The 22,945-nt window shown below is 70.4% G+C and carries 21 protein-coding genes; 9 read left to right on the top strand and 12 right to left on the bottom strand.

All coding sequences use genetic code 11. From position 1 onward, the window contains the following. The first annotated feature begins 74 nt into the window (after positions 1-74). The 3 genes from SLW56_RS19425 (at position 75) to acpA (ending at position 3,284) form a co-directional block, all read left to right on the top strand. Positions 75-1,073, top strand: a complete 999-nt coding sequence (locus SLW56_RS19425) for an AI-2E family transporter (RefSeq protein ID WP_043095472.1) — start codon at positions 75-77, stop codon at positions 1,071-1,073. A gap of 48 nt (positions 1,074-1,121) precedes the next feature. Beyond that, positions 1,122-1,412: a hypothetical protein gene (locus SLW56_RS19420; protein WP_295938977.1), complete on the top strand. Its 291-nt coding sequence runs from the start codon at positions 1,122-1,124 to the stop codon at positions 1,410-1,412. Positions 1,413-1,571: 159 nt separating this feature from the next. Beyond that, positions 1,572-3,284, top strand: coding sequence for an acid phosphatase (gene acpA / locus SLW56_RS19415; protein ID WP_267085641.1), 1,713 nt, complete (start codon positions 1,572-1,574; stop codon positions 3,282-3,284). A 68-nt stretch (positions 3,285-3,352) separates the two neighbouring features. Here acpA and SLW56_RS19410 read toward each other — a convergent pair whose 3' ends face one another. Continuing rightward, entirely contained in the window at positions 3,353-4,654 is a 1,302-nt protein-coding gene (locus SLW56_RS19410) for an MFS transporter (RefSeq protein WP_267085642.1), read from the bottom strand. A gap of 369 nt (positions 4,655-5,023) precedes the next feature. Between SLW56_RS19410 and SLW56_RS19405 the strand changes: the two genes are divergently transcribed. From SLW56_RS19405 to SLW56_RS19395, 3 genes are all read left to right on the top strand, one after another. Next, positions 5,024-5,491 carry a metallophosphoesterase family protein gene (locus SLW56_RS19405; protein ID WP_320695342.1) on the top strand — a complete coding sequence of 156 codons (468 nt, stop codon included), beginning with the start codon at positions 5,024-5,026 and terminating at the stop codon, positions 5,489-5,491. A gap of 154 nt (positions 5,492-5,645) precedes the next feature. Then, on the top strand, positions 5,646-6,068 hold the full coding sequence (locus tag SLW56_RS19400; protein ID WP_320695341.1) for a hypothetical protein: 423 nt from the start codon (positions 5,646-5,648) through the stop codon (positions 6,066-6,068). 114 nt (positions 6,069-6,182) lie between these two features. Next, positions 6,183-6,713 carry a hypothetical protein gene (locus SLW56_RS19395; protein ID WP_225851501.1) on the top strand — a complete coding sequence of 177 codons (531 nt, stop codon included), beginning with the start codon at positions 6,183-6,185 and terminating at the stop codon, positions 6,711-6,713. 96 nt (positions 6,714-6,809) lie between these two features. On the opposite strand, the gene SLW56_RS19390 is transcribed toward SLW56_RS19395, so the two are convergent. From SLW56_RS19390 to aroE, 9 genes are all read right to left on the bottom strand, one after another. Continuing rightward, positions 6,810-8,381, bottom strand: coding sequence for an SDR family oxidoreductase (locus SLW56_RS19390; RefSeq protein ID WP_320695340.1), 1,572 nt, complete (start codon positions 8,379-8,381; stop codon positions 6,810-6,812). Positions 8,382-8,619: 238 nt separating this feature from the next. Then, complete coding sequence (locus SLW56_RS19385; protein WP_148827515.1) at positions 8,620-9,177, bottom strand: ankyrin repeat domain-containing protein; 558 nt, start codon at positions 9,175-9,177, stop codon at positions 8,620-8,622. A gap of 64 nt (positions 9,178-9,241) precedes the next feature. Then, entirely contained in the window at positions 9,242-10,765 is a 1,524-nt protein-coding gene (gene katB / locus SLW56_RS19380) for a catalase KatB (protein ID WP_320695339.1), read from the bottom strand. A gap of 305 nt (positions 10,766-11,070) precedes the next feature. Then, a complete protein-coding gene (locus SLW56_RS19375; RefSeq protein ID WP_320695338.1) occupies positions 11,071-11,568 on the bottom strand; it encodes a hypothetical protein in 498 nt (165 codons plus the stop codon). Positions 11,569-11,711: 143 nt separating this feature from the next. Continuing rightward, entirely contained in the window at positions 11,712-13,841 is a 2,130-nt protein-coding gene (gene dinG, locus SLW56_RS19370; RefSeq protein WP_017907401.1) for an ATP-dependent DNA helicase DinG, read from the bottom strand. 67 nt (positions 13,842-13,908) lie between these two features. Continuing rightward, positions 13,909-14,262: a hypothetical protein gene (locus SLW56_RS19365; RefSeq protein WP_320695337.1), complete on the bottom strand. Its 354-nt coding sequence runs from the start codon at positions 14,260-14,262 to the stop codon at positions 13,909-13,911. A gap of 43 nt (positions 14,263-14,305) precedes the next feature. Then, on the bottom strand, positions 14,306-14,650 hold the full coding sequence (locus SLW56_RS19360; protein WP_320695336.1) for a hypothetical protein: 345 nt from the start codon (positions 14,648-14,650) through the stop codon (positions 14,306-14,308). A 130-nt stretch (positions 14,651-14,780) separates the two neighbouring features. Continuing rightward, positions 14,781-15,110 carry a hypothetical protein gene (locus SLW56_RS19355; RefSeq protein ID WP_225851504.1) on the bottom strand — a complete coding sequence of 110 codons (330 nt, stop codon included), beginning with the start codon at positions 15,108-15,110 and terminating at the stop codon, positions 14,781-14,783. A gap of 52 nt (positions 15,111-15,162) precedes the next feature. After that, positions 15,163-16,011: a shikimate dehydrogenase gene (aroE, locus tag SLW56_RS19350; RefSeq protein WP_148827519.1), complete on the bottom strand. Its 849-nt coding sequence runs from the start codon at positions 16,009-16,011 to the stop codon at positions 15,163-15,165. Between the two features lie 52 nt (positions 16,012-16,063). Here aroE and SLW56_RS19345 point away from each other — a divergent pair, with 52 nt between their 5' ends. Further along, positions 16,064-16,954 carry a TolB-like protein gene (locus SLW56_RS19345; RefSeq protein ID WP_320695335.1) on the top strand — a complete coding sequence of 297 codons (891 nt, stop codon included), beginning with the start codon at positions 16,064-16,066 and terminating at the stop codon, positions 16,952-16,954. 267 nt (positions 16,955-17,221) lie between these two features. On the opposite strand, the gene SLW56_RS19340 is transcribed toward SLW56_RS19345, so the two are convergent. Beyond that, a complete protein-coding gene (locus SLW56_RS19340; RefSeq protein WP_320695334.1) occupies positions 17,222-19,729 on the bottom strand; it encodes a sulfite reductase flavoprotein subunit alpha in 2,508 nt (835 codons plus the stop codon). Positions 19,730-19,929: 200 nt separating this feature from the next. Here SLW56_RS19340 and SLW56_RS19335 point away from each other — a divergent pair, with 200 nt between their 5' ends. Then, on the top strand, positions 19,930-20,685 hold the full coding sequence (locus SLW56_RS19335) for a DNA/RNA non-specific endonuclease (RefSeq protein WP_017909707.1): 756 nt from the start codon (positions 19,930-19,932) through the stop codon (positions 20,683-20,685). A 113-nt stretch (positions 20,686-20,798) separates the two neighbouring features. Here the strand turns inward: SLW56_RS19335 and SLW56_RS19330 are convergent, their stop codons facing one another. Next, positions 20,799-21,686, bottom strand: coding sequence for a LysR family transcriptional regulator (locus SLW56_RS19330; protein ID WP_267085652.1), 888 nt, complete (start codon positions 21,684-21,686; stop codon positions 20,799-20,801). 91 nt (positions 21,687-21,777) lie between these two features. Between SLW56_RS19330 and SLW56_RS19325 the strand changes: the two genes are divergently transcribed. Then, entirely contained in the window at positions 21,778-22,767 is a 990-nt protein-coding gene (locus tag SLW56_RS19325) for an NAD-dependent epimerase/dehydratase family protein (RefSeq protein ID WP_320695333.1), read from the top strand. The last annotated feature ends 178 nt before the right edge of the window (positions 22,768-22,945 follow it).

Genomic DNA, 22,945 nt, shown 5'->3' with positions numbered 1-22,945 from the left:
CGCCACCGATGAATGCCTCCCTCCCGAGTTCCCCCTCGCCCCTGCGTCCCTTCGCGGCGCGGGTCCTGGTCGTCATGGCGCTGGGCGCGCTGGCGCTGCTGGCCTGGCAGTTGTCGGAGCTGCTGCTGATCGTGTTCGGTGCGGTGGTGGTGGGCGTGCTGCTGCACGGGCTGGCCACGCTGTTGCGCAAATGGTTGCCGCTACCGGAATGGGCGGCGCTGGCGCTGGTGATCCTGGTGCTGGTGCTGGCGCTGTCGGCGATCGTGCTGTTGTTCGGCGCCGAGGTCGCCGCGCAGATCGACACCTTCCGCGCCACCTTGCCGGCAGCCTGGAACAAGTTCCATGCCTGGCTGCAGTCCGGCCCGCTGGGGCCGCAGATCGAGCGCATCCCCGACCAGTTGCGCGACGGCGCCTCGACCCTGGCCACGCATGCCGGCGCCATCGTGCTGTCGGCCGGCGGCGGCGTCACCGACGCGGTGCTGATGATGGTCGGCGGGCTGTACCTGGCCGCGCAGCCGCGGCTGTATCGCCAGGGCCTGCTGCACCTGCTGCCGCGCGACCGTCGCGGCGTCGCCGACGAAGCGCTGACCGCCAGCGGCCAGGCGCTGCGCGCGTGGCTGACCGGCCAGTTGCTGGCGATGGCGGTGATCGGCACCCTGACCGGCATCGGCCTGTGGCTGCTGGGCGTGCCGGTGGCGCTGGGCATCGGCCTGTTGACCGCGCTGCTGGACTTCATCCCCATCGTCGGCCCGATCGTGGCCGCGGTCCCGGCGATCCTGCTGGGCTTCACCGTCAGCCCGCAGGTGGCGCTGGGCGCGCTGCTGCTGTTCGTGGTGCTGCAGCAACTCGAAGGCCATGTGCTGCAGCCGCTGATCCAGGCGCGTGCGGTGGACCTGCCGCCGGCGCTGCTGCTGTTCTCGCTGTTCGGTATCGGCGTGCTGTTCGGGCCGATGGGCGTGGTGCTGGCGGCGCCGCTCACCGTGGTGCTCTACGTGCTGGTCAAGCGCCTGTACGTGCAGCACGCGCTGGGCGATGCCGAGGGCGCGGAGGGCGCCGGAAAGCCCGCCGCCTGATCTGCGGTGCGTGCTCCCGCCCCGCCCCGCCCCGCCCCGCACGCGACGATGCCCACCGATCTGCAGGACCTGCAACGCGATCTGGCCGAGACCTTGCACTGTGCCGCCGCGTACAACGACAAGGGCTATGCCTGGCTCGGACACGATGCCCAGCAGATCGCCGACATGCAGCACCGGTTCCAGGCCCAGTTGACGGAACTGGCCGCGCGCCTGGGCGAGGCGCGACTCGGCGCGGCGCTGAGCACCGCCATCGCCAGCGGCGCGGCCGCGCGCGACGGCTCGGGCGACTATGTGGTGCTGTGCGAGCAGGTATTCGGCCGCGCGCGGGTGCGCCGCTGACGGCCTCGGGCACCGACTGGCGCAGCGTCATCCAGCGTCACGGGAGCGCGGCCTGCGATACGGCCGCTGAACGCCGGTCCCGCGCTGGGACAGGCTGGCTTTGACTTGTCATTCACGCGGCCCACACTGGCGGGTGCCTTTCCCTCGCCCGATGACCCCGTGAAGAAGCCGCCCCAGGATCCCGCGTCCACCCCGCCCGCCGACACCGACACCCCCCCCGAAAACCCGCAACGCCGGCGCCTGCTCGGCGGCCTGGCGCTGGCCGGCAGCGCCCTGGCGCTCGGCGGCCCCGCCGAGGCCCACGCCGAGAGCGCCAAGCGCGCGCCAGCGCGTGCGCTGTCGCCGACGGAACTGGATCGGCAGCTGCGGCAGAAGATCGAGCACGTGGTGGTGATCTACGCCGAGAACCGCAGCTTCAACAATCTGTTCCCCGAGTTCCCCGGGCTGCAGCAGCCGCTGTCCAAGGTGACGCCGGCGCAGGCGCGGCAGGTGGACCGCGACGGCAGCGTGCTCGACATCCTGCCGCCGATCTGGGGCGGACTGGCGCCGGACGAACAGGTGGTGGCGCATCGCCGCTACAAGATCGGCGAGGACGCGATCGGGCCGCTGCCCAATGCGCCGTTCGCGCTGCGCACGCCGGACGGCCAGCTGCTGCCGCACGGCATCGTGACCCGCGACCTGGTGCATCGCTTCTACGAGAATCAGATGCAGATCAACGGCGGCCGCAACGACGGCTTCGCAGCATGGAGCGACGCCGGCGGCCTGGTGATGGGCCACTACGCCGATGCGCCGGCCACGCTGCGGCTGTGGAGCCTGGCACGCGACTACACGCTGTGCGACAACTTCTTCATGGGCGCGTTCGGCGGTTCGTTCCTCAACCATCAGTACCTGATCGCCGCGCAGGCGCCGTACTACCCCAAGGCCGACACCAGCCCGGGGCGGACGCAGATCAGCGTGCTGGCCAGCGACCGACCCGACGAGATCCGCCTGGCGGTGCAGGACGATTCGCCGGGTACCGCGCTCAACGGCCGGCCGCGCTTCGTGCGCAACGGCGCGCTGACCCCGGATTTCTGGGCGATCAATACCCTGAGCCCGCCGTTCCAGCCCAGCACCAGCCAGGACCCGACGCGCCCGGACTACGCCGACCCGAACAGCCCCAATACGCTGCCGGCGCAGACCCACCGCCATATCGGCGATGCGCTCGACGCCAAGGGCGTGGACTGGGCCTGGTACGCCGGCGGCTGGGCGCTGGCGGTGCAGGGCAAGGGCGACACCGGCGACACCAGCGAGTTCCCGGGCAGTCCCAACTTCCAGATCCACCACCAGCCGTTCAACTACTTCGCCAACCTCGCCCCGGGCACGCCGGCGCGGGCGCGCCGGCTGCGCGACGGCGGCCTGGGCGACACCGCCCCGGAGAACCGCTTCCTCGCCGACGTGCAGGCCGGCACGCTGCCGCCGGTGACGTTCTACAAGCCGCAAGGCAACCTCAACATGCACGCCGGCTACTCCGACGTGGCCGCCGGCGATCGCCACATCGCGATGGTGGTGGACGCGCTGCGCAACAGCCCGCTGTGGGAGAAGACCGTCGTGTTCATCACCTTCGACGAGAACGGCGGCTGGTGGGACCACGTGGCGCCGCCCAAGGCCGACCGCTGGGGCCCGGGCTCGCGCATCCCGGCGCTGGTGGTGTCGCCGCACGCCAAGCGCGGCCACGTCGACCACAGCGTCTACGACACCGGCTCGATCCTGCGCTTCATCACCCGCCGCTTCGGCCTGGAGCCGTTGCCGGGCCTGGTCGAGCGCGAACGTGCGATGCACGCTGCCAGCGGCGTGGTGCCGGGCGACCTCACCGCCGCGCTGGATCTGGGCTAGGCCGGCGCAGGTTGCGCAGGGCGGGGCGGACTGCCGCCGCCCTGCCCCGCGTCCAGGCAATGCGGCACTCAGGCGGCGTGTAACGTGCCAGCGCCGCGCTGGCGGCGGAACAGCAGCAAGGTGCAGGCCAGGCCGATCAGCGCCGCCAGCGACAGCCACAGCGCCGGGGCAGCCCGGCTGTGCGTGGTGTGGATCAGCCAGGTCGACACCGCCGGGGTGAAGCCGCCCATCGTCGCAGTGGCCAGGCTGTAGGCCAGCGAGAAGCCGGTGGTGCGCACCTCGGCCGGCATCACCTCGGTCAGCGCCACCACCATCGCACCGTTGTAGGCACCGTACAGCAGCGACAGCCACTCGCCGACCAGCAGCAGCCGGGCGAACGAGGGCGCGTCGACCAGCCACTGCAGCGCCGGCCACACCGTCAGCAGCATCGCCACGCTGGCGAACACCAGCAGCGGCTTGCGGCCGATGCGGTCGCTCAGCGCGCCCATCACCGGCAGCCAGACGAAATTGGACAGGCCGATGCAGCCGGTCACCACCAGGCTGTCCAGCTCGCTCAGGTGCAGTTCGGCGCGGCCGTAGGTCGGCATGTAGGCGGTGATCAGGTAGAACGACACGGTGGTCATCATCACCATGCCCACGCCGGCCAGGATCAATCCGACATTGGCGCGCAGCGAGCGCGCGATGCCGGCCAGGTCCGGCGCCTGCCGCGCGGCGAACTCCGGGGTTTCCTGCAGCGAGCGGCGGATCAGGAAGATCAGCGGCACGATCAAGCTGCCGATGGCGAACGGCACGCGCCAGCCCCAGCTGTCCATCGTGCTGTCGGAGAGCAGCGCGTGCAGGGCCACGCCGAGCGCAGCGGCGAACACCACCGCCACCTGCTGGCTGGCCGACTGCCAGGCCACGTAGAAGCCGCGCCGGCCCGGCGTGGCGATCTCGGCCAGATACACCGACACGCCGCCCAGCTCGGCGCCGGCGGAGAAGCCCTGCAGCAGGCGGCCGAGCAGCACCAGCAACGGCGCCAGCACGCCGATGGTGCCGTAGCCGGGGACGAAGGCGATCAACAGCACGCCGGCCGACATCAGCCCCAGGGTCAGGATCAGGCCCTTGCGACGCCCGTGCCGGTCGATGTAACCGCCGAGCACCAGCGCGCCGATCGGCCGCATCAGGAAGCCGGCGCCGAACGTGGCCAGCGACAGCATCAGCGAGGCGAACGCGCTGTGCGACGGGAAGAACGCATGGCCGATGGCCGTGGCATAGAAGCCATAGACCATGAAGTCGTACATCTCGAGGAAGTTGCCGGTGACCACGCGGAACACGGCGGCGGCGCCGTGCGGCGCGGCCTCGGCTGGGGATGGTGCGGAAGCGGTCATCGGTCGAAGTCTGCTGGAGAAGAAACGGCACTGCCTTGCGATGTCGTGCGACAGCAAGGGCGGCGCGCGGCAACGGTACAACACGTCGCGTGCGCATGCCGCCATGACGCTGCACGCCGCTACGTGCGGGTTAATGCACAGCGGTACGACGCCCAGGCCGGAACTGCCGCTGATGCAACATCGGGTGCATCCCGATACGCGCCGGTGATGCACCAAGCGTCGCTGTCGATGTCGATACGATCTCTACGTCCGCTCTCGGCTCGCTGGCGCCAGCGCCTCACGAAACAGGCCAGCACGCGCAGGTCGCAACGACGCCACCACGTCCGAACGGGTAGCCTGCACGCTGTCACGCACCAGGAAGCGCCACCGATGCGTCCCGTTCGACCGCTGCATCTCGGCGTGATCGCCGACACCCATGGCCTGCTGCGCCCCGAGGCGCTGGCGGCCTTGCGCGGCTGCGCCGCGATCGTGCATGCCGGCGACATCGGCAAACCGGACGTGCTCGACGCACTGCGGGAACTGGCACCGCTACACGCGATCCGCGGCAACATCGACACCGCGCCATGGGCACAGGCGCTGCCCGAGACCCTGGACCTGGACATCGACGGCGTCCGCCTGCACGTGCGCCACGACCTGAAGACCCTGGCGCGCGTCGTCGACGGCGTGGACGTGGTGATCAGCGGCCACTCGCACAAGCCCTTGCTGGAGACCCACGACGGCGTGCTCTACCTCAACCCGGGCAGTGCCGGACCGCGCCGTTTCCGCCTGCCGATCAGCCTCGGCCACCTGTATCTGACACCGACCGGCCCGCGCGGCGAGTTGCAGACCCTGGGCTAGCGCAGGCGGCTCCCGCGCCGGGGCGCACCGACACGCGACACGCGGCGGGCAGGCGACGAACGCGCGCGATCTTCGCTACAGTGGAGGCGGGGAGGCGTGCGGCCAGCGGAAGGCGTGGCGACGCCAGGATGCGGCAATGCGATGGGGAGCGAGCATGCGCAAGGGATGGAACGTGTTCGGCAAGGTCGGCCTCGGCCGCATGACCAGGGACGAGTACCAGGCCAATCTCAACGGCCTGAACATGTCCTTCGGTGCCGTCCTGGGCCTGGTGCTCACCGGCACCGAGCGCCTCAACGCCTGGCAGTTCGGTGTGGTCCTGGGCGTCCTCGCCAGCCTGGTCATCTCGATCCTGTTCATTTCCAGCAGCCGGCACCGGGTGGCGTACGCGATCTACACCCTGCTGATGGTGCTGGCACCGCCGAAGGTGATCGACGTGATGCTCAAGGGCCAGGCCCTGCTGCCGGACAAGGTGCAGCCGACGCTGATCGTGTGGACCATGATGACCATCATGGTGGAGTTCTGGGGCCGCGAACGCGACCAAGGCGAAGCGACGGCCACCTCCGATCCATCCCGTTGAGCGGCGTTGGGCAAGCCTCGAGCGCATCGTCCGATCTTTCCGCTCCGGATGCGCCTTTTACGAACCAACCATGTCGAACCGGCTGCCGGCCGATCGAATCGGATGCCATGTGCCATGAAAGCATGTAGACCCTGGGCCGTTGCGCTTGCGTTGTGTCTGCTGACGAGCGCCTGCGCCACCATCACCGCGCCGCTCTACTCGTATCGGCCACGCCCCGTCCTGGCCCACCCCAGCGATGCCAGCTTCGACTTTCAAGGCAGCTGGGAAGGCGTGCTCGACGGCTTCGACGCGCCGCACTACGTGGATAGCGCAGGCTTTCCCATGCGTTTTCGCTTCGTGGTTTCGCGCTGGCACGTGCGCGTCTACAACCTGGTCAGTGGCGCGTGGCGGGAAATGAAGCCGGGACAGTTCCGCATGCGCAATTCCGGCCCGCATGCGCTCATTTACAGCACCACCTCGGGACGCGATGAGGATGGCGTCTGGGTCGAGTCGTCGTCGTTCACGCTTGCGCGGACATCCAATGACGAGATGATCGTCTACTGGCAGCGCACGGTGAACAATCTCGACGTTCCCCCGACCGATCAGTGGCATCAATTCGCCTGGGGCTACAGCGGCACCATGCGGCGTGCGGCCGCCGGCGACTGACATCCGAAAGCACGACAACGCCGCCGGCATGGCCGCGGCGATCGTCGAAACAGGGACGCGGACGCGCTGGCGCAGCCCGCCCCCGCGTGCCGTCTCTCACCAGTCCGTCGGCGCGTAGTCCTTGAGGAACTGGCCCCACACGTGCTCGCCGGTGTTGAAGCCGTGGATGATCGGATCGACGATGCGCGCGGCGCCGTCGACGATGTCCAGCGGCGGATGGAAGCGCTCTTCCTCCACCTTGCGCGCGGCGATCTCGGCCGGATCCTCGTCGGTGACCCAGCCGGTGTCCACGCTGTTCATGTGGATGCCGTCGTTCTGGTAGTCGGCCGCCGAGGTGCGGGTCATCATGTTCAACGCGGCCTTGGCCATGTTGGTGTGCGGATGCCGGGTGGTCTTGAAGTTGCGGTAGAACTGCCCTTCCATCGCCGACACGTTGACGATGTGCTTGTCGCGCTCGGGCGTGCGCAGCATCAGCGGCTTGAGCCGCGCGTTGAGCACGAACGGCGCGACCGCGTTGACCAGTTGCGTCTCCAGCAGTTCCACCGAGGACACTTCGTCCAGCAGCAGGCGCCAGGAGTTGCGCCCGCGCAGGTCGACCTGCTGCAGGTCCTGGTCCAGGCGCCCCTCCGGGAACAGGTGCTGCTGGGCGAGCAGGTCGTCGGCCAGCAGCGGCACCTGCGACAGTTCGGCGGCGCGCAGCAGGCCGTCGGCACCGCTGCGCCCCTGGCCCGCCCCGGCCATCTGCGTGCTGCCCCCAGCCGGCAGCAGATCGGGGCCGCGCAGGCCTTCGTACTGGCCCACCAGCCGGCGCACGTGCTCGGGCAGCTCGTGCAGCGCGGCGGTCTCGCCGGCCAGCATGTGCGCGTAGAACTGCGGCGGCCGACGCACGGTCTGGCAGGCGTTGTTGACGATGAAATCCAGGCGCGTGCGGGTCGCCAGCAATTCGCTGCAGAACGCCTCGACGCTGGGCGTGTGGCGCAGGTCCAGCCCGTACACCTGCAGGCGATGGCCCCACTCGGCGAAATCCGGCTCTTCCGCGTAGCGCGCTGCCGAGTCGCGCGGGAAGCGCGTGGTCACGATCAGCTCCGCACCCGCACGCAGCAGCTTGAGCCCGGCTTGGTAGCCGATCTTGACCCGGCCGCCGGTGAGCAGCGCCACGCGCCCGCGCAGGTCCGCGGTCTCGGTGCGCTTGAAGTAGTTCAGCTCGGCGCAGGGCGGGCACATCTGGTCGTAGAAGTGATGCAGCTCGGTGTACTTCTGCTTGCACACGTAGCAGTGGCGCAACTCGGGCGAATGCGCCGCCGGCGCCTCGGCCACGGCCTGCGCATGGGTCAGCGCTTCCGGGGTGTGCGGCGGGAAATAGTTGGGCGTGCTGAACACCGGTTTGCGCCGCAGCGCGCGGATGCCGGTCTGCGCCAGCAGTGCCTCGGCCTTGCGCACCTTCTCCTGGTGGCGCTCGCGCGCCTGTTCCTTGAGCAGCTTGCGCCGCGCCTTGGGCTCGGGATTGAAGACCTGGGCGACCACCTGCAGCAGGCGCACCCGCTCGGCTTCCGGCAGGGTATCGAGCACGCGCCGGTCGGCGGCGATGGTCTCGAGCAGGTCCAGGGCAATGCGCAGGCGCTCGGCCAGGGGCAGGTGGTCGGGCGAAACGGGGGCAGTGGCGTTCAAGACAGATCCGGGATGGGCGACGGCTGGCCGCGGCAGAGCGCCGGCACGATGCCGACAGGGCAGCACGCGGCCCTGCGGCGCCACCGCCCGCCGGAGCGGGAACAGCGGCGGCACGGGCCGCGGCGGGCCGGAGGAACCGGCCACCCGGGCATTTTCGCCGATCCGCGGCCTGCGATCCACGCGCCGTGCGATTGCCGGTCCCGGCCTCCGCTCCGGAGGTGGAGCGAGGCGGGACCGCTCAGCGCGCCGGTGCGGTCGCGAACTCGCCGCGCTGCAGTTTGGCCACGTCGTTGCCTTGCGCATCCCTGGCCTGCAGGTCGGCACCCTTGGCGGCGAGGTCCTTCAGCACCTCGGTGCGCTGGAACAGCGCCGCATACATGGCCGCGGTCTGACCGGCGTTGTTGCGCTGGTCCGGCGCGCAATCGGCCTGCATCAGCCGCTTGGCGATGCTCAGCTCGCCCTTGAAGATCGCGCCCATCAGCGCGGTGTTGCCGCGCTTGTCCTGCGCGCAGGGATCGGCACCGGCGCGCAGCAACTGCTCCACCGCCGCCTGCTGGCCGTGGTAGGCGGCCAGGATCAGCGCGGTGTAACCCTTGTCGTCGCGGGTATCGAGGTCGTAATGGGCGCGGATGAACTCGGCCAGCATGTCCTGGCGGCCCTGCCGCGCGGCATCGAAGAAGTAGCTGCGCAATTGCGCCTGCACCGCGGCCGGATCGGGCGCCGCCGGCGCGGCCGGTGCAGCGACCGCCGTGGCGCTGACCGCGAGGCCAAGAAGGAAGAGGACAACACGACGCATGGGGAGTCTCCGCAAGAAAGTGCGCGGCGCGGCGATGCCGCCGCCGGGCCGCGCGTGGGACGGATCAATCCTGCAGCTGCGCAGCCAATCGCTTGACCCGCGCCAGGTCGCCCTTGGCCACCCGCGCCACACCGCTGCCGTAGGCCGGGTCGGCCTTGTACAGGAACGACAGCATGAGGTGCTTGCTCTCGTCGTCGGTGCCGGCCAGCGATTCGCCGAAGCTCTGGATCAGGTCCTGCTGCTCCTTCTTGCTGTAGCTGCGGAACAGTTCGCCGGCCTGCTTGAAGTTCTGCTCGCGGGTGATCCTGGCCTGCTGGGTGGTGCCGGACAGCGGCAACTGGCTGTAGCGCGCGTTCGGATCCTGCGGCCGCGGGCTGAGTCGGCTCGGTTCGTAGTTCACGCCGCTGCTGGTGCTGCCTGCATTCATCGCGCCGTCCTGGTTGCCGTTGTTCACCGCCACGCGCGGCCGGTTCACCGGCAGGCTCAGGCCATTGGTGCCGACGCGGTACAGCTGCGTGTCGGCGTAGGAGAAGATCCGCCCCTGCAGCAGGCGGTCTTCCGACGGCTCGATGCCCGGCACCAGGTTGGCCGGCGCCATCGCCACCTGCTCGGTCTCCTGGAAGAAGTTGTCCACGTTCCTGTTCAGCACCATCTGCCCGATCTTGCGCTCGGGCACGCCAGGCCAGATCTTGGTGGCATCCAGCGGATCGAAGTCGAACTTGGCCAGGTCCTCGGGCGCGAGCACCTGGATGTACAGGTCCCACTTCGGATAGTCGCCGCGCTTGATCGCGCCGACCAGGTCGTTGGTCAGGTGGCTGTAGTCCTTGCCCTGCACCGCCACCACCTGCTGCGGATCCAGGTTCTTGAGGCCCTGCAGGCTCTTCCAGTGGAACTTGACGTAGTGCACCTGGCCCTGCGCGTTGACCAGCTTGTAGGCATGCACGCCGTTGCCGTCCATGAAGCGATAGCCGGCCGGCGTGCCTTCGTTGGAGTACAGCAGGGTCAGGGTGCGGGTCGCCTCGGGCACGTGCGAGAAGAAGTCGAAGCGGCGCGCATCGTCGTCGAGGTTGGTGCGCGGGTCCGGCTTGAACGCGTGCACCATGTCCGGGAACTTGATCGCGTCGCGGATGAAGAAGGTCGGGAAGTTGTTGCCGACCAGGTCCCAGTTGCCTTCGCTGGTGTAGAACTTGGTGGCGAAACCGTGCGGATCGCGCAGCGTCTCCGGCGAATGGTTGCCGTGCACCACCGAGGAGAAGCGCACGAATACCGGCGTCGTCGTGCCCGGCGCGAACACCTTGGCCTTGCTCAGCTCGGAGATATCGGTGGTGGCGGTGAACTCGCCATGCACGCCGGTGCCGCGCGCGTGCACCACGCGCTCGGGGATGCGCTCGCGGTCGAAACGCTGCAGCTTCTGGATCAGTTGCACGTCCTGCAGCAGCGTCGGGCCGTTGGGCCCGGCGGTCTGCGAGTTCTGGTTGTCGCCCACCGGCGCACCGTTGTCGCGGGTGAGCGTGGACTGCGCGGCGCTGGCCGACAGGATCAGGGAAGGCGACAACAGGACAAGCAACAGCAGGGATCCAGGGCGCATGGCGTCGGCTCGCGTGAAGGGAACTGCAGCATGGCGGGAGTGCGACGCGCAGAACATTCGTTCCTTGCAATCGGTGCCATCGACGCGGCCAATCGCGTCCGCGCACTGTGATCGCGACCATTGGTAGAGCGCGCAATCCGTTGCAGCGGCAGCGTCGTCGCTGCGTCACTCGACGACAATGCAGCCGCAGATCGACCGCAAAATGTAGACGCGCGCGCGTGCCAGCGGCAGCGGCGATGCCTGGCGATGCGGCCGCAAGCGCACCGCGGCGCGATGCACCGCGCGTATCGCCGCGATGGCGGACGCTAGCGCTTGGCGCTCAGCGCGCGGCTGCGGTCGGCGAACAGTGTCTGATCGGCGCGGCTGTAGGCCTCGCGCTGCACGGCCGCATCGATGCCCCGCTGGAAGTCGGCGCGGAACCCCGACTCGGTGATGCGCTGGGCGATCAGGAACACCGCGTGCGCCGTGTCGGCGCCGACCGCCTGCGCATCGGGGAAGCCCTGGCGCCGGATCAGATCGGTCAGGCGCTCCTGGCTTTCCTTCTGCGCCGTTCGCACCTCGCGCGCATACGCGCGCAACGAGACGGTGTCGTGCTGCAGCCGCTGCGGCGAATAGTCGCGCTTGAGATCGGCGCGGACCTGTGCGTCGTCGCTGATCAACTGCAGCAGTTGCGTGCGATAGGCCGGATTGGCCGGCGCTGCCGCTGCTGCGTCTTCTGTCGGTGCGCCCGTCGGCTGCGCCACGGCGATGCCGGTCAGCACGCACAACGCCGCTCCGAACGCCCACTGTCTGGCGATTCGCATCATGATTCCCCCTGTCGCCCGCGATACTAGACCAGCGCGCGCGCCCTGTCCGCGCCGCGGCGGCGACCGCACGCCGTTGCCCTCAGTGCGATGCCAGCTCGGCAAACGGCGTCACATCGACAACCCAACCGACGTCACATCGCCTAGCCGATCACCCGCTTGAACGGCGGCAGCGCGTCGATGATGCGTTTGCCGTAGCGCTTGGTCAGCAGCCGCGAGTCGAGAATGATCACGCGGCCGTGGTCGTCGGCTGTGCGGATCAGGCGGCCGGCGAACTGGGTCAGGGTGCGCAGCGCGTGCGGCACCGCGATCAGGTTGAAGGCGTTGAGGCCGCGGCTCTCGAACCATTCGCCGAGCGTGGCGGTCTGCGGATCGGTCGGCACCGCGAACGGCACCTGGGTGATGACCACGGTGGTGCAGGCCTCGCCCGGCAGGTCCAGGCCCTCGCCGAAGGAATTGAGGCCGAACAGCACCGAGCCTTCGCCGGCGCCGATGCGGCGCATGTGCTCGCCGATCATCTGCGACTTGGAGCCCTCGCCCTGCACCAGCACGCGGTTGCGCTGCGCGAGCGGCAGCAGGTCGGCCACCTTGAGCATCTTCCAGCGCGAGGTGAACAGCACGATCGAGCCCTTGCCCCAGTCCAGTTCGCGCACCAGGTAGCGCGCCACTTCGCGCGGATGGCCCTCGCGGTCGTCCGGCGCCACCGGGAACGCCGGCACGATCAGCTCGGCCTGGTTGGGCAGGTCGAACGGCGAGGACAGCGACACCATCTCCGCATGCGCGGGCAGGCCGTTGTCGATCGCCAGCGCCTGGAAGTCGCCGCCGCCGGTGAGCGTGGCCGAGGTCAGCACCGCCGCATCCACCTCGCTCCACAGCAGCGAGCGCAGCACCTGCGCGGCCGACACCGGCGAGCAATGGCAGATCAGATCGGCATCGCGCGAGGCGGTGATCCAGCGCGCCATCGGCGGCTGCCCGTCCTGGTCCTCGCGGCGCCAGCCCAGCCACAGCGCGTACTGCTGCTCGACCATCTCCAGGGCCATGCCCAGGTTGCGCTGCAGGCGTTCCTTGGCCGCGTCCTCCTGCTTGGACTTGGCCGCCATCTGGTGTGCGGCCTGCACCCAGTTCAGCAGCGCCCCGGTGTCCTGCGCCTGCGCATCGATCAGCGGCTTCCAGTCCTCGGGCAGGCGGCCGTTGGGCGCGCGCCACATCGGTTCGTCCTGGCCCGGCTCCGGCACCCACACCCGTTCGATCTCGGCGCGGAACGCCTTCAGGCCCTTGGCCACCTGCGCAGCCAGTTCGACCGCCTCGTTGGGCAACTGGTTGCCGATGCGGTCCTTGTCGGCGAGCCGGTAGGCGGCGCCGACCAGCGCCTGCAGGCGGCCGGTGCGCCGCGCCATCTCGTCCAGCGGCAGGTTCGCCGCGCCCTGGTCGATGGCGACGCCCGCGATGTGGTGGCCTTCGTCGAGCACCAGCAGCATGTCCGACGGCGGCGCGATCAGCGGCTGGCCGTTGTCGCTGTCGCCCAGCGACAGCGCCGACAGCAGCAGGGCGTGGTTGGTGACCACGATCTGCGCATCGCGCACCTCGCTGCGCGCCTTCAGCACCGGACACTGCACCGCGAACGAACAGCGGCGCCCGGCGCAGCCGGCCGCATTGGTGGTGATGCGCGCACGCAGCGACGGCGGCACCGGCTCCGGCGCCGCATCCAGGTCGCCGTTCCAGGTCCGGTCGGCGTAGGCCTTGGCCAGCGCCCGCGCCTGCTCGGCCTCGGCCGGGCTCAATGGGCGGTCGTACAGCGGCGCCTCGTCCTCGAACATGCTGTCCTGCGCGGCCTCGCCATGCAGCTCGGCGACGTTGCGCGTGCACAGGTAACGGGTGCGGCCCTTGGCCAGCGCCACCGTGGCCTCCAGCCCGGTGGCCTTGAGGAAGGCCGGGATGTCGCGCTCGACCAGCTGCGACTGCAGCGCCACCGTGCCGGTGCTGATCACCAGTTTCTTCTTGCTCGCCAGCGCGATCGGCACGCCGGCGGTCAGATAGCCCAGGCTCTTGCCGACACCGGTGGGCGCCTCGGCCACGCCCACGCCGCCGGAGGTGCCCAGCGCGCGCGAGACCACGCCGATCATCTGGCTCTGCGCGCGGCGCACGCGGAAGCCCGGCGTATTGGCCTGCAGCTTGGCGTAGGCATCGCGGATCGCCAGCTTGACCGGTTCGGTGAGCTGACGCGGGGACGGGCCGGACGCGGGCGGCGTCGACGGCGAAGCGGAATCGGTCATCCCGGCATTTTCTCACGTCCCGTCGCAAGGACTGAAACGCGGGAAATGAACGGCGCTGCGCGCCGCGTTATGGCGGCGGCGCGGCCTTGCGCGGCAGCGCCAGCCACAGCGCGCGCAGCAGCAAGGCCAGCCCGGCCACGTACAGCGCATCGTCCAGCAGATGCACCAGCGCATAGGCGTCCGGATGGGTGCCGCGGAACTGGGGCGTCATCAGTTCCACCCAGCCCAGCACCGCGTTCAACAGGCGTGGCAGGATCGCGCCCATCAGCAGCACCGTCAGCCCGAGCCGCGCCAGCGTGCGTGCGCGGCCCGGCGCCAGCCGCGGGAGCAGCAGCAACGCGATCAGCGGCAGCAACAGCCGCGCCAGCAGGCCAAGCCCGCCGGTCAGCACGCTCATGTCCAGCACCGGGTGCACGCTCATCGCCAACATCCTCGCCTCCCTGGACGACGCACGCCCTTGTTCTTCAGTGCGATGGCGCCCGCCGCGCCGGCAGAGCGAACCACAACGCCAGCACCAGCAACAGCGCGCTCACTGCAGTCAGCAGCGCGACGATCGCCTCCGACGTGACCATCCACAGGTTGGATTCGGTCGCGTTCGCCGCGCGCGACATCAGCCACGCCGGCAACAACGACATGCCCGTCGTCAGTACCACGGCCAGCACCAGCACGCCCAACCCCCACAAGCCGAGGGTACGCGGCCGGCCAGGACCGCGCGTGGCCAGCAACCCCAGCCCGACCGCAGACATCGCCAGGATCGGGAACTGGAACAGCGCGGTGAGCAAGAGATAGTTCACGGCGACAGAGTCCACGCAGGGTCTCCTCTTGATGGGCAGCGAACGGGGCGATCGGCGCCGACCAGGACCACGCCATGGGCGCGACCCGGGCGTCCCTGCGGTTCTCGCAGCACGATCTCCCTGGACGCGGGTCGCCGCGACGCCATCAGTGCGGGTTTGCGACGCGCGGCGGCATGGCGAAGCGCAACGCCAGCACCAGCAGCAGCATGCCCACCGCGAAGATCAAGGCGACCGCGCCGTTGACGATGCCCAACAAGCTCGAGATCGACGAGTAACTATGGCCTTGGGAAATCAACCACATCGGCACGAACCACAACGCCAGCCCCAGGCCCAGGGCCAGCAGCAGGATCGCCAGCCCGCAGATTCCCAAGGTGCGCGCACGGCCAGGACGGCGCGTGAACAGCAGCGCCAGTCCGACCACATAGACCAGCGCGAGCGGCAACTGCGTGAGCAGTCGCGTCAGCACCTGCAGCATCAATGATTCGTCCATGCGTTTATTCCCGGATAGAGGGTGGAGGCGAAGTGTTTCAGTCGGCGCTGACCAGCACGGCATCGCGCTCGCGCAGCGCGGCGTACACCGGGTCGGTGTCCGGGCGCACGCCGTGCCAGGCCTCGAAGCTCTCGGCGGCCTGTTCCACCAGCATGCCCAGGCCGTCCACGGTGTCGCGGCAGTGCGCCGCGCGCGCCCAGGCCAGGAACGCGATCGCGACCTCGCCGTAGTTCAGGTCCACTGCCAGGGTCATGCTGTTGATCAGCGACAGCGGCAGGGTGAAGCTGGCGGCCGGGTCGCGGCCGATGGTGGTGGCATTGACGATCAGCTCGAAATCGCCCAGCTCGCGCAGGTCCTCCCAGTAGCGCGAGATCGCGCGCGCCGGCTCGCCCAGCGCATCGACCAGCGCGTCGGCGCGTTCCGGCGCGCGGTTGACCACCACCAGTTGCTGTACGCCGGCCTCCAGCAGCGCCGGCGCCACGCCGCGCGCGGCGCCGCCGGCGCCCAGCAGCAGCGCACGGCGGCCGCGCAGGTCCAGGCCGTTGCGGCCGGTCAGGTCGCGCACCAGGCCGGCGCCGTCGGTGTTGTCGCCATGCCACTGGCCGTCGCGGAAGCTGAGGGTGTTGACCGCACCGGCCGACTGCGCGCGTGCGCTGTGCACCACGCTGTGGGCGAACGCGGCTTCCTTCAGCGGCAGGGTCACGTTGGCGCCGACACCGCCGGCGGCGGCGAAGGCGGCCAGCGCCGCGGCGAACCCGTCGGCCTGGACGTCGATCGCCTCGTACTGCAGGGCGATGCCGGTCTGCTTGGCGAAGGCGGCATGGATGTGCGGCGACAGCGAATGGGCGACGGGATGGCCGAACACGGCAAAACGGGAGTTGGGCATGGAGCGCTCGTTGGTTGTTTTAGACTGGCGGCGACATTCCATGGAATCCCTCATGCGGACCCCTGCCCTGCCGCTCGCGCTGGCCGCGAGTTTACTCTGCGCGCCGTGTGCGTTCGCGCTTTCCGAATTCGGCATCGAGGGCATGGGCGTGGTATCGACCGCCGCCGACGAGACCCGCGCCAGCGTGGCGCCCGACGGCCAGCGCATCGTCTGGGCCAGTCCCGACCGCGCCGGCGGGCCCGGCGGCGGCGACCTGTGGCAGGCCGTGCTGCGCGACGGCCGCTGGCGCGACCCGCAACCGCTGCCGGCCCCCGTGAACTCGCCGAGCCTGGACAGCGACCCGTTCTTCAGCGCCGATGGGCGCTGGCTGTACTTCGCCTCGGATCGCCCCGGCGGCCACGGCGGCACCGACCTGTACCGGGCGCCGGTGCTGGCCGACGGCGGCTACGGCGCGCCGCAGAACCTGGGCGCGGCAGTGAATTCGCCGGGCAACGAGCGTGCGCCGACCCTGTCGCTGGACGGCACGCGGCTGCTGTTCGCCAGCGACGGCCATGGCGGCACCGGCGGCCTGGACCTGTTCGTGGCGCGCCAGGAGGGCCAGGCGTTCGCAGCACCGCAGGCGTTGGCCGGGGTCAACAGCGCCGACGACGAGACCGATGCTGCGTGGCTGGGCGACGGCCGTGCGTTGCTGTTCGCGCGTGCCCGTGGCGGTACGAGCAGCCAGGTGCTGCTGGCGCAATGCGCCGGTGGCCGCTACGCAGATCCGCAGCCGCTGTCGCTATCGTTCAACGGCAGCGACGGCCACACCGCCGGCGCCGTGCTGGATGCGTCCAAGCCCAGCGAGCTGCTGCTGTCCGGCAGCGCCCGCGCGCCCAGGGCCGGCAAGCGCGACCTGTACCGGATCAAGGCGCCGGCCGCCATCGGTAGCGGCGACTGCAGGTAAGCGGATTGCGCGGCGACGCGCGGCAGATGCCGGTCTGCTGCCGCGCCGACACACAACAAGCGGGACCAGAAGGGCGTTGTGGGAGGGACTTCAGTCCCGACGCATGGCACTCGGACGCATCGCCCGGGTCGCTGCACGCGCGCATTCCGCTCGGATCAGTGGCTCGCTGAAATTGCTGCCACCGTCCTCAGCCCAGCATCATGATGCGCAGCGACGATCAGGGCTGGCACGCAAGAGCCTGGATCGCACTGCGATCGGCGCATCGCCTCAATACACATCGCGCCGATAGCGCCCCTCGGCGCTGAGCGCATCGAGCGTGTCCTCGCCCAGGATCTCGCGCAATGCCGTATCCACGCCGCGCGCCATGCCGGCGAGGCTGCCGCAGACGTACACGGTGGCGCCGCGCGCCACCCAGTCGCGAACCGCGTCGGCGGACTCGCGCAACCCGTCCTGCACGTAGCGCTTGTGCGCCTGGTCGCGCGAGAACAGCAGGTCCAGGCGCTGCAGATGGCCGGCGGCCTGCCACGCCTGCAGTTCGTCGCCGAACAGCGCATCGTGCGCAGCGTTGCGTTCGCCGAACAACAGCCAGTGCCCCTGCACACCGGCCTGCGCGGCCTCGCGCAGCAGGCTGCGCAGGCCGGCGATACCGGTGCCGTTGCCGATCAGCAGCATGGGCGCATCGCCATGCCGGCGGAACCCGGGGTTGGCGCGCACCTGCGCGCGCAGCACCGCGCCCACCGGCGCATGCTGGCACAGCCAGCCGGCGCCCACGCCGGGGCGGCCGTCGTCGCGCAGGGTCAGGCGCACCACCAGTTGCAGCAGCCCGTCGGCCGGCACCGAAGCGATCGAGTATTCGCGCAGCGGCAGGGTCGGCAGCGCGTCCAGCCAGGCCTGCAGGTCGTCGCCCGGCGTTGGCGGCGTCAGCGCGCGTGACGCCAGCGCCTGCCACAGCGGCTGCCGCAGGCCATCGGCCTGTACCGTCTGTTCCGCGTCCAGCGCCTGTGCGGCGAGCCAGGTGCGGATCGCGTCGGCCGCATGGCAGGGCTGAACTTCCAGGATGTCGCCGGCATGCCAGTGCGCCTGCGGCGGCGGCACGAGGTCGATACGCCACACCGGCGCGCCGGCGCTGCCGGGATTGAGCAGGACGCGATTGGTCAGGCGCCAGTCCAGCGGCTCCGGCGCCTGCAGCACCGGCGCCGACGCCGCCACGCCGGTGAGCGCGGACAGTTGCCATTGCCACTGCGCCAGTGCCTGCGGATCGGCGTTGTCCACTTCCAGTGGCGGGAACAGCGCCTGTGCGCCCTGCGCGTCCAGCCAGTGCTGCACCTCCCGCGAGAAGCCGCAGAACTGCGGGTACTGGCGATCGCCCAGGCCGAGCATGGCGTAGCGCAGCTCCGGCAGGGCCTGCGCCTGGCGCAGCACGCGGCGCACGAAGCCGCGCGCCGCGTCCGGCGGTTCGCCGTCGCCGAAGGTGCTGACCACGAACAGCGCGCGCTGGCTGCCGCGTAGCTGGGCCAGGTCCAGCTGCGCCAGCGAACGCACCTCCACCGCCAGCCCGGCGGCCTGCAATTGCGCGGCGGTCTGCCAGGCCAGGCGCTCGGCCAGGCCGCTCTGGCTGGCAAAGCCCACCAGCCAGGCGCCGGCGGCATCGCCGACCAGCCCCGGCAGCGCGCGGCGCGCGGCGCGCAATGCGCGCTTCTTGCGCCGGCGGTCCAGGTACAGCATCCAGCCGGTGACGAAGAACAGCGACATGCACAGGCTCGCCAGCAGCATCGCCACGCGCCCGGGCAGGCCGAAGAAGCTGCCGCTGTGCAGCGCGAACATGCTGGTCAGCAGGCGCCGGCCCAGCGGTTGCTGCCGATACTCCAGGTGGCGCAGGACGCGGCCACTGGCCGGATCGACCTCCACGCTGTCGTAGGCGCGGTCGTGCGCCGGATTGGGCGGCAGGTAGCGGGCCACGATCGGCTGGCCGCTGCGGCCGGGCAGGCGCAGGTCCAGGTAGGCGCGCTGCGCGGCCGGCACGGTGGCGAGGGCCGCCTGCAGCCGCGCGTAGTCCACCGCCGGTGGCTTCCCGCCGCGGCCGCCTTCCTTCTCCTTGGGTGCGGCATCGCCGCCGAGCATCGCCACCAGCCCCTGCCGGTACCAGTCGTAGGACCAGTACAGCCCGGTCGCGGCGATCAGCAGGTACACCAGCAGGCACCAGGTGCCGATCACCGAGTGCAGGCTCCACAGGAAGCTGCGCCCCTGCCGGTTCCACTCTACCGCCCACCAGGCGCGCCAGCTCCACCAGCGCCGCGGCCAGCGCAGGTACAGGCCGGACAGGCAGAAGAAGATCAGCACGAAGGCGCAAACCCCGGTGACCGCCTTGCCGCGCTCGCCGGCGGCCAGGCGCCGGTGCAGGTCTTCGACGAAGGAGAAGAACCCATCCAGGCGCGGCGCCGGCAGCACCGCGCCGGTGTAGGGGTCGAAGTACAGGCGGCCGCCGTCGCGGCCGGGCAGGCGCACCGCGGACGGCCGCGTGCCGGTCGGATCGATCAACACGCGGTTGCTGCGGTGCGCACCTTCCAGGTCCAGGCGCCGCGCCAGTTCGGCCAGCGGCAGCGGCTGCTCGCCGGCGGCATGACGCGCGGCGATGGCGGCCAGCGGCGGATTGGCCAGGCGCACGATCTCGTCCTCGAAGGCGAGCGTGGCCCCGCTCAGGCCCATCACCGACAGCACCAGCCCGGCGCTGATGCCGAGCAGCCAGTGCAGCTGGAACAACAAGGACTTGATCACGTCGGCGCGGTGCGGGACAGGGCGGTCGCGCATTGTAAATGAGAACGCTTATCGCATGCGATTGATCCGTCGCCGCGCGGCGTCTACCGCCAAGCGTGACCCACGGCGCAGTTGCCATTTGCGGCACATCCAGCGGTCACCCGACAGACATCGAATCTCGCCAGTTTCTTCACCTCCCCTGACCAGCCGAGGTTCCTGCAATGTCCGTCTCCCTGCGCGGTTGTCTTGCCCTGCTTGCGCTGTTCGCCGCCCAGGCGGCAAGCGCCGCCACCAGCTGTCCCACGCTCTACGCCGGCGGCAAGGCGCCGACGCTCGACGCGTCGATCACCAGCCGCACCACCGAGGTCTGCCATACCGAATACGTGCTGATGGCCTCCGGCGTGACCAAGGGTCCGCTGTACTCGGCCGAGCACATCACCGACCAGCAGGTCGCCGGCGCCGAATCGATCGGCCGCGTCGGCTCCTTCCACGACGAGACCGGCATCCCGGCCGCCGACCGCTCGCACACCTCGGACTACACCAACTCCGGCTTCGACCGCGGCCACATGACCCCGGCCGGAGATGCCTCGACCACCAACTCGGAGAAGGAAACCTTCTCGATGGCCAACGTGGTCCCGCAGGACCACAAGCTCAACACCGGCGAGTGGGCGCGGATCGAAGAGCAGGTGCGTCAGCTGGCCAAGCAGCGCGGCGAGGTCTACGTGGTCACCGGCCCGGCCTTCGACAGCGGCACGCGCAGCAGCATCGGCGCCGACCACGTGCAGATCCCGGACTACGTGTGGAAGGCGGTGTACGAACCCGGCAACGGCGCGGCCGCCTACATGTGCGTCAACGACAGCACCATCAACTGCGACGTGGTGTCGATCAACGACGTCATCACCATGTCCGGCGTGGATCCGTTCCCGGCGATCAGCGCCAGCATGAAGGCCAACCCGATCGCGCTGACGCTGCCGTAAGCGGGGATTCGGGAGTGGGGAGTCGGGATTGGTAAAAGCGTCCTGACATCCCTGCCCGGGTTGGGGCGGCCGGCGGCGCGTGTGCGCCGGCCGGCCGCCATCGCGCGCGCACCTCAGGCGGTGTGCGCGGTCATCGCCTCGACCAGGGCCGCGAACACCGCGCTGCAGGAGGCGCTGCCGCGCACGTCCTGGTGCATCACGATCCAGCTCTCCAGGCCGACGCGCACCTGCTGCGGCAGCACCGGCAGCAGCGCCGGCGTGCGCCGCGCCAGCGCGACCTGGCAGAAACCGATGCCGCAGCCGGCGCGCAGCAAGGCCAGTTGCGCCAGGTCGCTATCGGCGCGCAACGCGAACGCCTCGCGCCGCCACGGCGGCAGCGCACTGCGGGCGGCGCGCAGAAACGGCGTTTCCGTATCGAATCCGATCAGCGCGTGCTGCGGCAGTTCCTCCAGCGCCTGCGGCAGGCCATGCCGGTCCACGTAGTCCTGGTGCGCGAACAGCGCCACCGCCACCTCGCCGACGCGGCGCGCGACCAGCACGTCCTGGGTGGGCCGGGTCATGCGTACCGCCACGTCGGCCTCGCGGTGCAGCAGGTCCTGCACCCGGTTGCTCAACACCAGTTCCAGCCGCAGGTGCGGATGCGCGCGGCGCAAGGCCGCCAGCACCGGCGGCAGCACTTCCGCGCCGATCACCTCGCTGGCGGCGATGCGCACCGTGCCGCGCACCGCATCGCCGTGGCGGCCCGCCGCGCGCTGCAGCGACGCGGCCAGGCTGCCCATCGCCTGCGCATGCCCGCGCAAGGCCAGGGCGGCATCGGTGGGCAGCAGGCCGGTCTGCGAGCGCACGAACAGCGGCACCGCCAGCGCCTGTTCCAGCGCCGCCACGTGACGGCCGACCGTGGGCTGGGTCAGCCCCAGCGCGCGTGCCGCCGCCGACAACGAGCCCTCCTCCAGCACCGCCAGGAAGGAGCGGTAGAGTTCCCAGCCGATCGTATTGTCCATACAGAAATGTATAGCTGGTCGGCGCTCTTCGCCAATTTTCTTCTGCGGCACCCGCACCGAGACTGAGCGCCGACCCCGACGGAGCGCTGCCATGTCCTCTTCTTCTTCCACGGCCCTGGTGCTGGGCGCCAGCGGCGGCATCGGCGGCGAACTGGCGCGGCAGATGCGCGACGCCGGCTGGCAGGTGCGCGCCCTGCAGCGCGGCCTCGCCCACCCCAGCGAGGAGCGCGACGGCATCCACTGGCAGCGCGGCGATGCGATGCGACAGGCCGACGTGCGGCAGGCGGCCAAGGGCTGTGCGGTGATCGTGCATGCGGTGAACCCGCCCGGCTACCGGCGCTGGTCGGAGCTGGTGCTGCCGATGATCGACAACACCGTGGCCGCGGCCATCGCCGAGCGCGCCACCGTGGTGCTGCCGGGCACGGTCTACAACTACGGCCCGGACGCCTATCCGGCGCCGGACGAAGACGCGCCGCAGGCCCCGGTCACGCGCAAGGGCGCGATCCGGGTGGAACTGGAGCGGCGCCTGCAGGCCGCGACCGCCCAGGGCGCACAGGCGATCGTGGTGCGCGCCGGCGACTTCTTCGGCCCGCGCGTGGGCAACAGCTGGTTCGCGCAGGGACTGGTGCGACCGGGACGGCCGGTCACGACGGTGACCCTGCCGGGCGATCCAGGTGTCGGCCACCAATGGGCCTACGTGCCGGACGTGGCGCGGACCATGCTGGCGCTGCTGCAACAGCGCACGCGCCTGCCGGCGTTCGCCCGCCTGCACATGGACGGGCACTGGGACGCCGACGGCACGCAGATGGCCGCGGCGATCGCGCGGGTGGCGCAGCGCCATGGCCTGGCGCCGCCGCGCACGCGCCGCTTTCCGTGGCCGCTGCTGACCCTGGCCCAGCCGTTCTGGCCGCTGGCGCGCGAACTGCACGAGATGCGCCCGCTGTGGCGGCACCCGCTGCGAATGCGCAATGCGCGGCTGCTGGAACTGCTCGGCGAAGAACCGCATACGCCGCTGGACGTGGCGGTGGAGGCGACGCTGCAGGGGCTGGGCTGTCTGCCGGCGGCGACACCATCGACATGACGCCGATGTGTACGTAGGCGCGGCTGACGCCGCGCCTACGAAGATCCACGCAAATGGAGCGCAAGATCGCCGCCTGTACAGGAGCGACTTCAGGGCACCTCGAATGACGCATCATTGCCGCGGCTCGGCATGATGTCCTGTCTCGATGGCAGATACCGTCTTGCCCCCTAGCAGGCAA

The sequence above is a fragment of the Xanthomonas sp. LF07-6 genome, from assembly GCF_034105445.1.
Taxonomy (GTDB): domain Bacteria; phylum Pseudomonadota; class Gammaproteobacteria; order Xanthomonadales; family Xanthomonadaceae; genus Xanthomonas_A; species Xanthomonas_A sontii.
Note: the sequence above shows the minus strand (reverse complement) of the source record. Positions and strands in the feature narration are given on the sequence as shown.

Excerpts from the sequence above, each read along its gene's own strand:
- SLW56_RS19425 (WP_043095472.1), top strand. The coding sequence starts at position 75 with ATGGCGCTGGGCGCGCTGGCGCTGCTGGCCTGGCAGTTGTCGGAGCTG.
- SLW56_RS19420 (WP_295938977.1), top strand. The coding sequence starts at position 1,122 with ATGCCCACCGATCTGCAGGACCTGCAACGCGATCTGGCCGAGACCTTG.
- SLW56_RS19410 (WP_267085642.1), bottom strand. The coding sequence starts at position 4,654 with ATGACCGCTTCCGCACCATCCCCAGCCGAGGCCGCGCCGCACGGCGCC.
- SLW56_RS19405 (WP_320695342.1), top strand. The coding sequence starts at position 5,024 with ATGCGTCCCGTTCGACCGCTGCATCTCGGCGTGATCGCCGACACCCAT.
- SLW56_RS19400 (WP_320695341.1), top strand. The coding sequence starts at position 5,646 with ATGCGCAAGGGATGGAACGTGTTCGGCAAGGTCGGCCTCGGCCGCATG.
- SLW56_RS19395 (WP_225851501.1), top strand. The coding sequence starts at position 6,183 with ATGAAAGCATGTAGACCCTGGGCCGTTGCGCTTGCGTTGTGTCTGCTG.
- SLW56_RS19385 (WP_148827515.1), bottom strand. The coding sequence starts at position 9,177 with ATGCGTCGTGTTGTCCTCTTCCTTCTTGGCCTCGCGGTCAGCGCCACG.
- katB (WP_320695339.1), bottom strand. The coding sequence starts at position 10,765 with ATGCGCCCTGGATCCCTGCTGTTGCTTGTCCTGTTGTCGCCTTCCCTG.
- SLW56_RS19375 (WP_320695338.1), bottom strand. The coding sequence starts at position 11,568 with ATGCGAATCGCCAGACAGTGGGCGTTCGGAGCGGCGTTGTGCGTGCTG.
- dinG (WP_017907401.1), bottom strand. The coding sequence starts at position 13,841 with ATGACCGATTCCGCTTCGCCGTCGACGCCGCCCGCGTCCGGCCCGTCC.
- SLW56_RS19365 (WP_320695337.1), bottom strand. The coding sequence starts at position 14,262 with ATGAGCGTGCACCCGGTGCTGGACATGAGCGTGCTGACCGGCGGGCTT.
- SLW56_RS19355 (WP_225851504.1), bottom strand. The coding sequence starts at position 15,110 with ATGCTGCAGGTGCTGACGCGACTGCTCACGCAGTTGCCGCTCGCGCTG.
- aroE (WP_148827519.1), bottom strand. The coding sequence starts at position 16,011 with ATGCCCAACTCCCGTTTTGCCGTGTTCGGCCATCCCGTCGCCCATTCG.
- SLW56_RS19345 (WP_320695335.1), top strand. The coding sequence starts at position 16,064 with ATGCGGACCCCTGCCCTGCCGCTCGCGCTGGCCGCGAGTTTACTCTGC.
- SLW56_RS19335 (WP_017909707.1), top strand. The coding sequence starts at position 19,930 with ATGTCCGTCTCCCTGCGCGGTTGTCTTGCCCTGCTTGCGCTGTTCGCC.
- SLW56_RS19330 (WP_267085652.1), bottom strand. The coding sequence starts at position 21,686 with ATGGACAATACGATCGGCTGGGAACTCTACCGCTCCTTCCTGGCGGTG.
- SLW56_RS19325 (WP_320695333.1), top strand. The coding sequence starts at position 21,778 with ATGTCCTCTTCTTCTTCCACGGCCCTGGTGCTGGGCGCCAGCGGCGGC.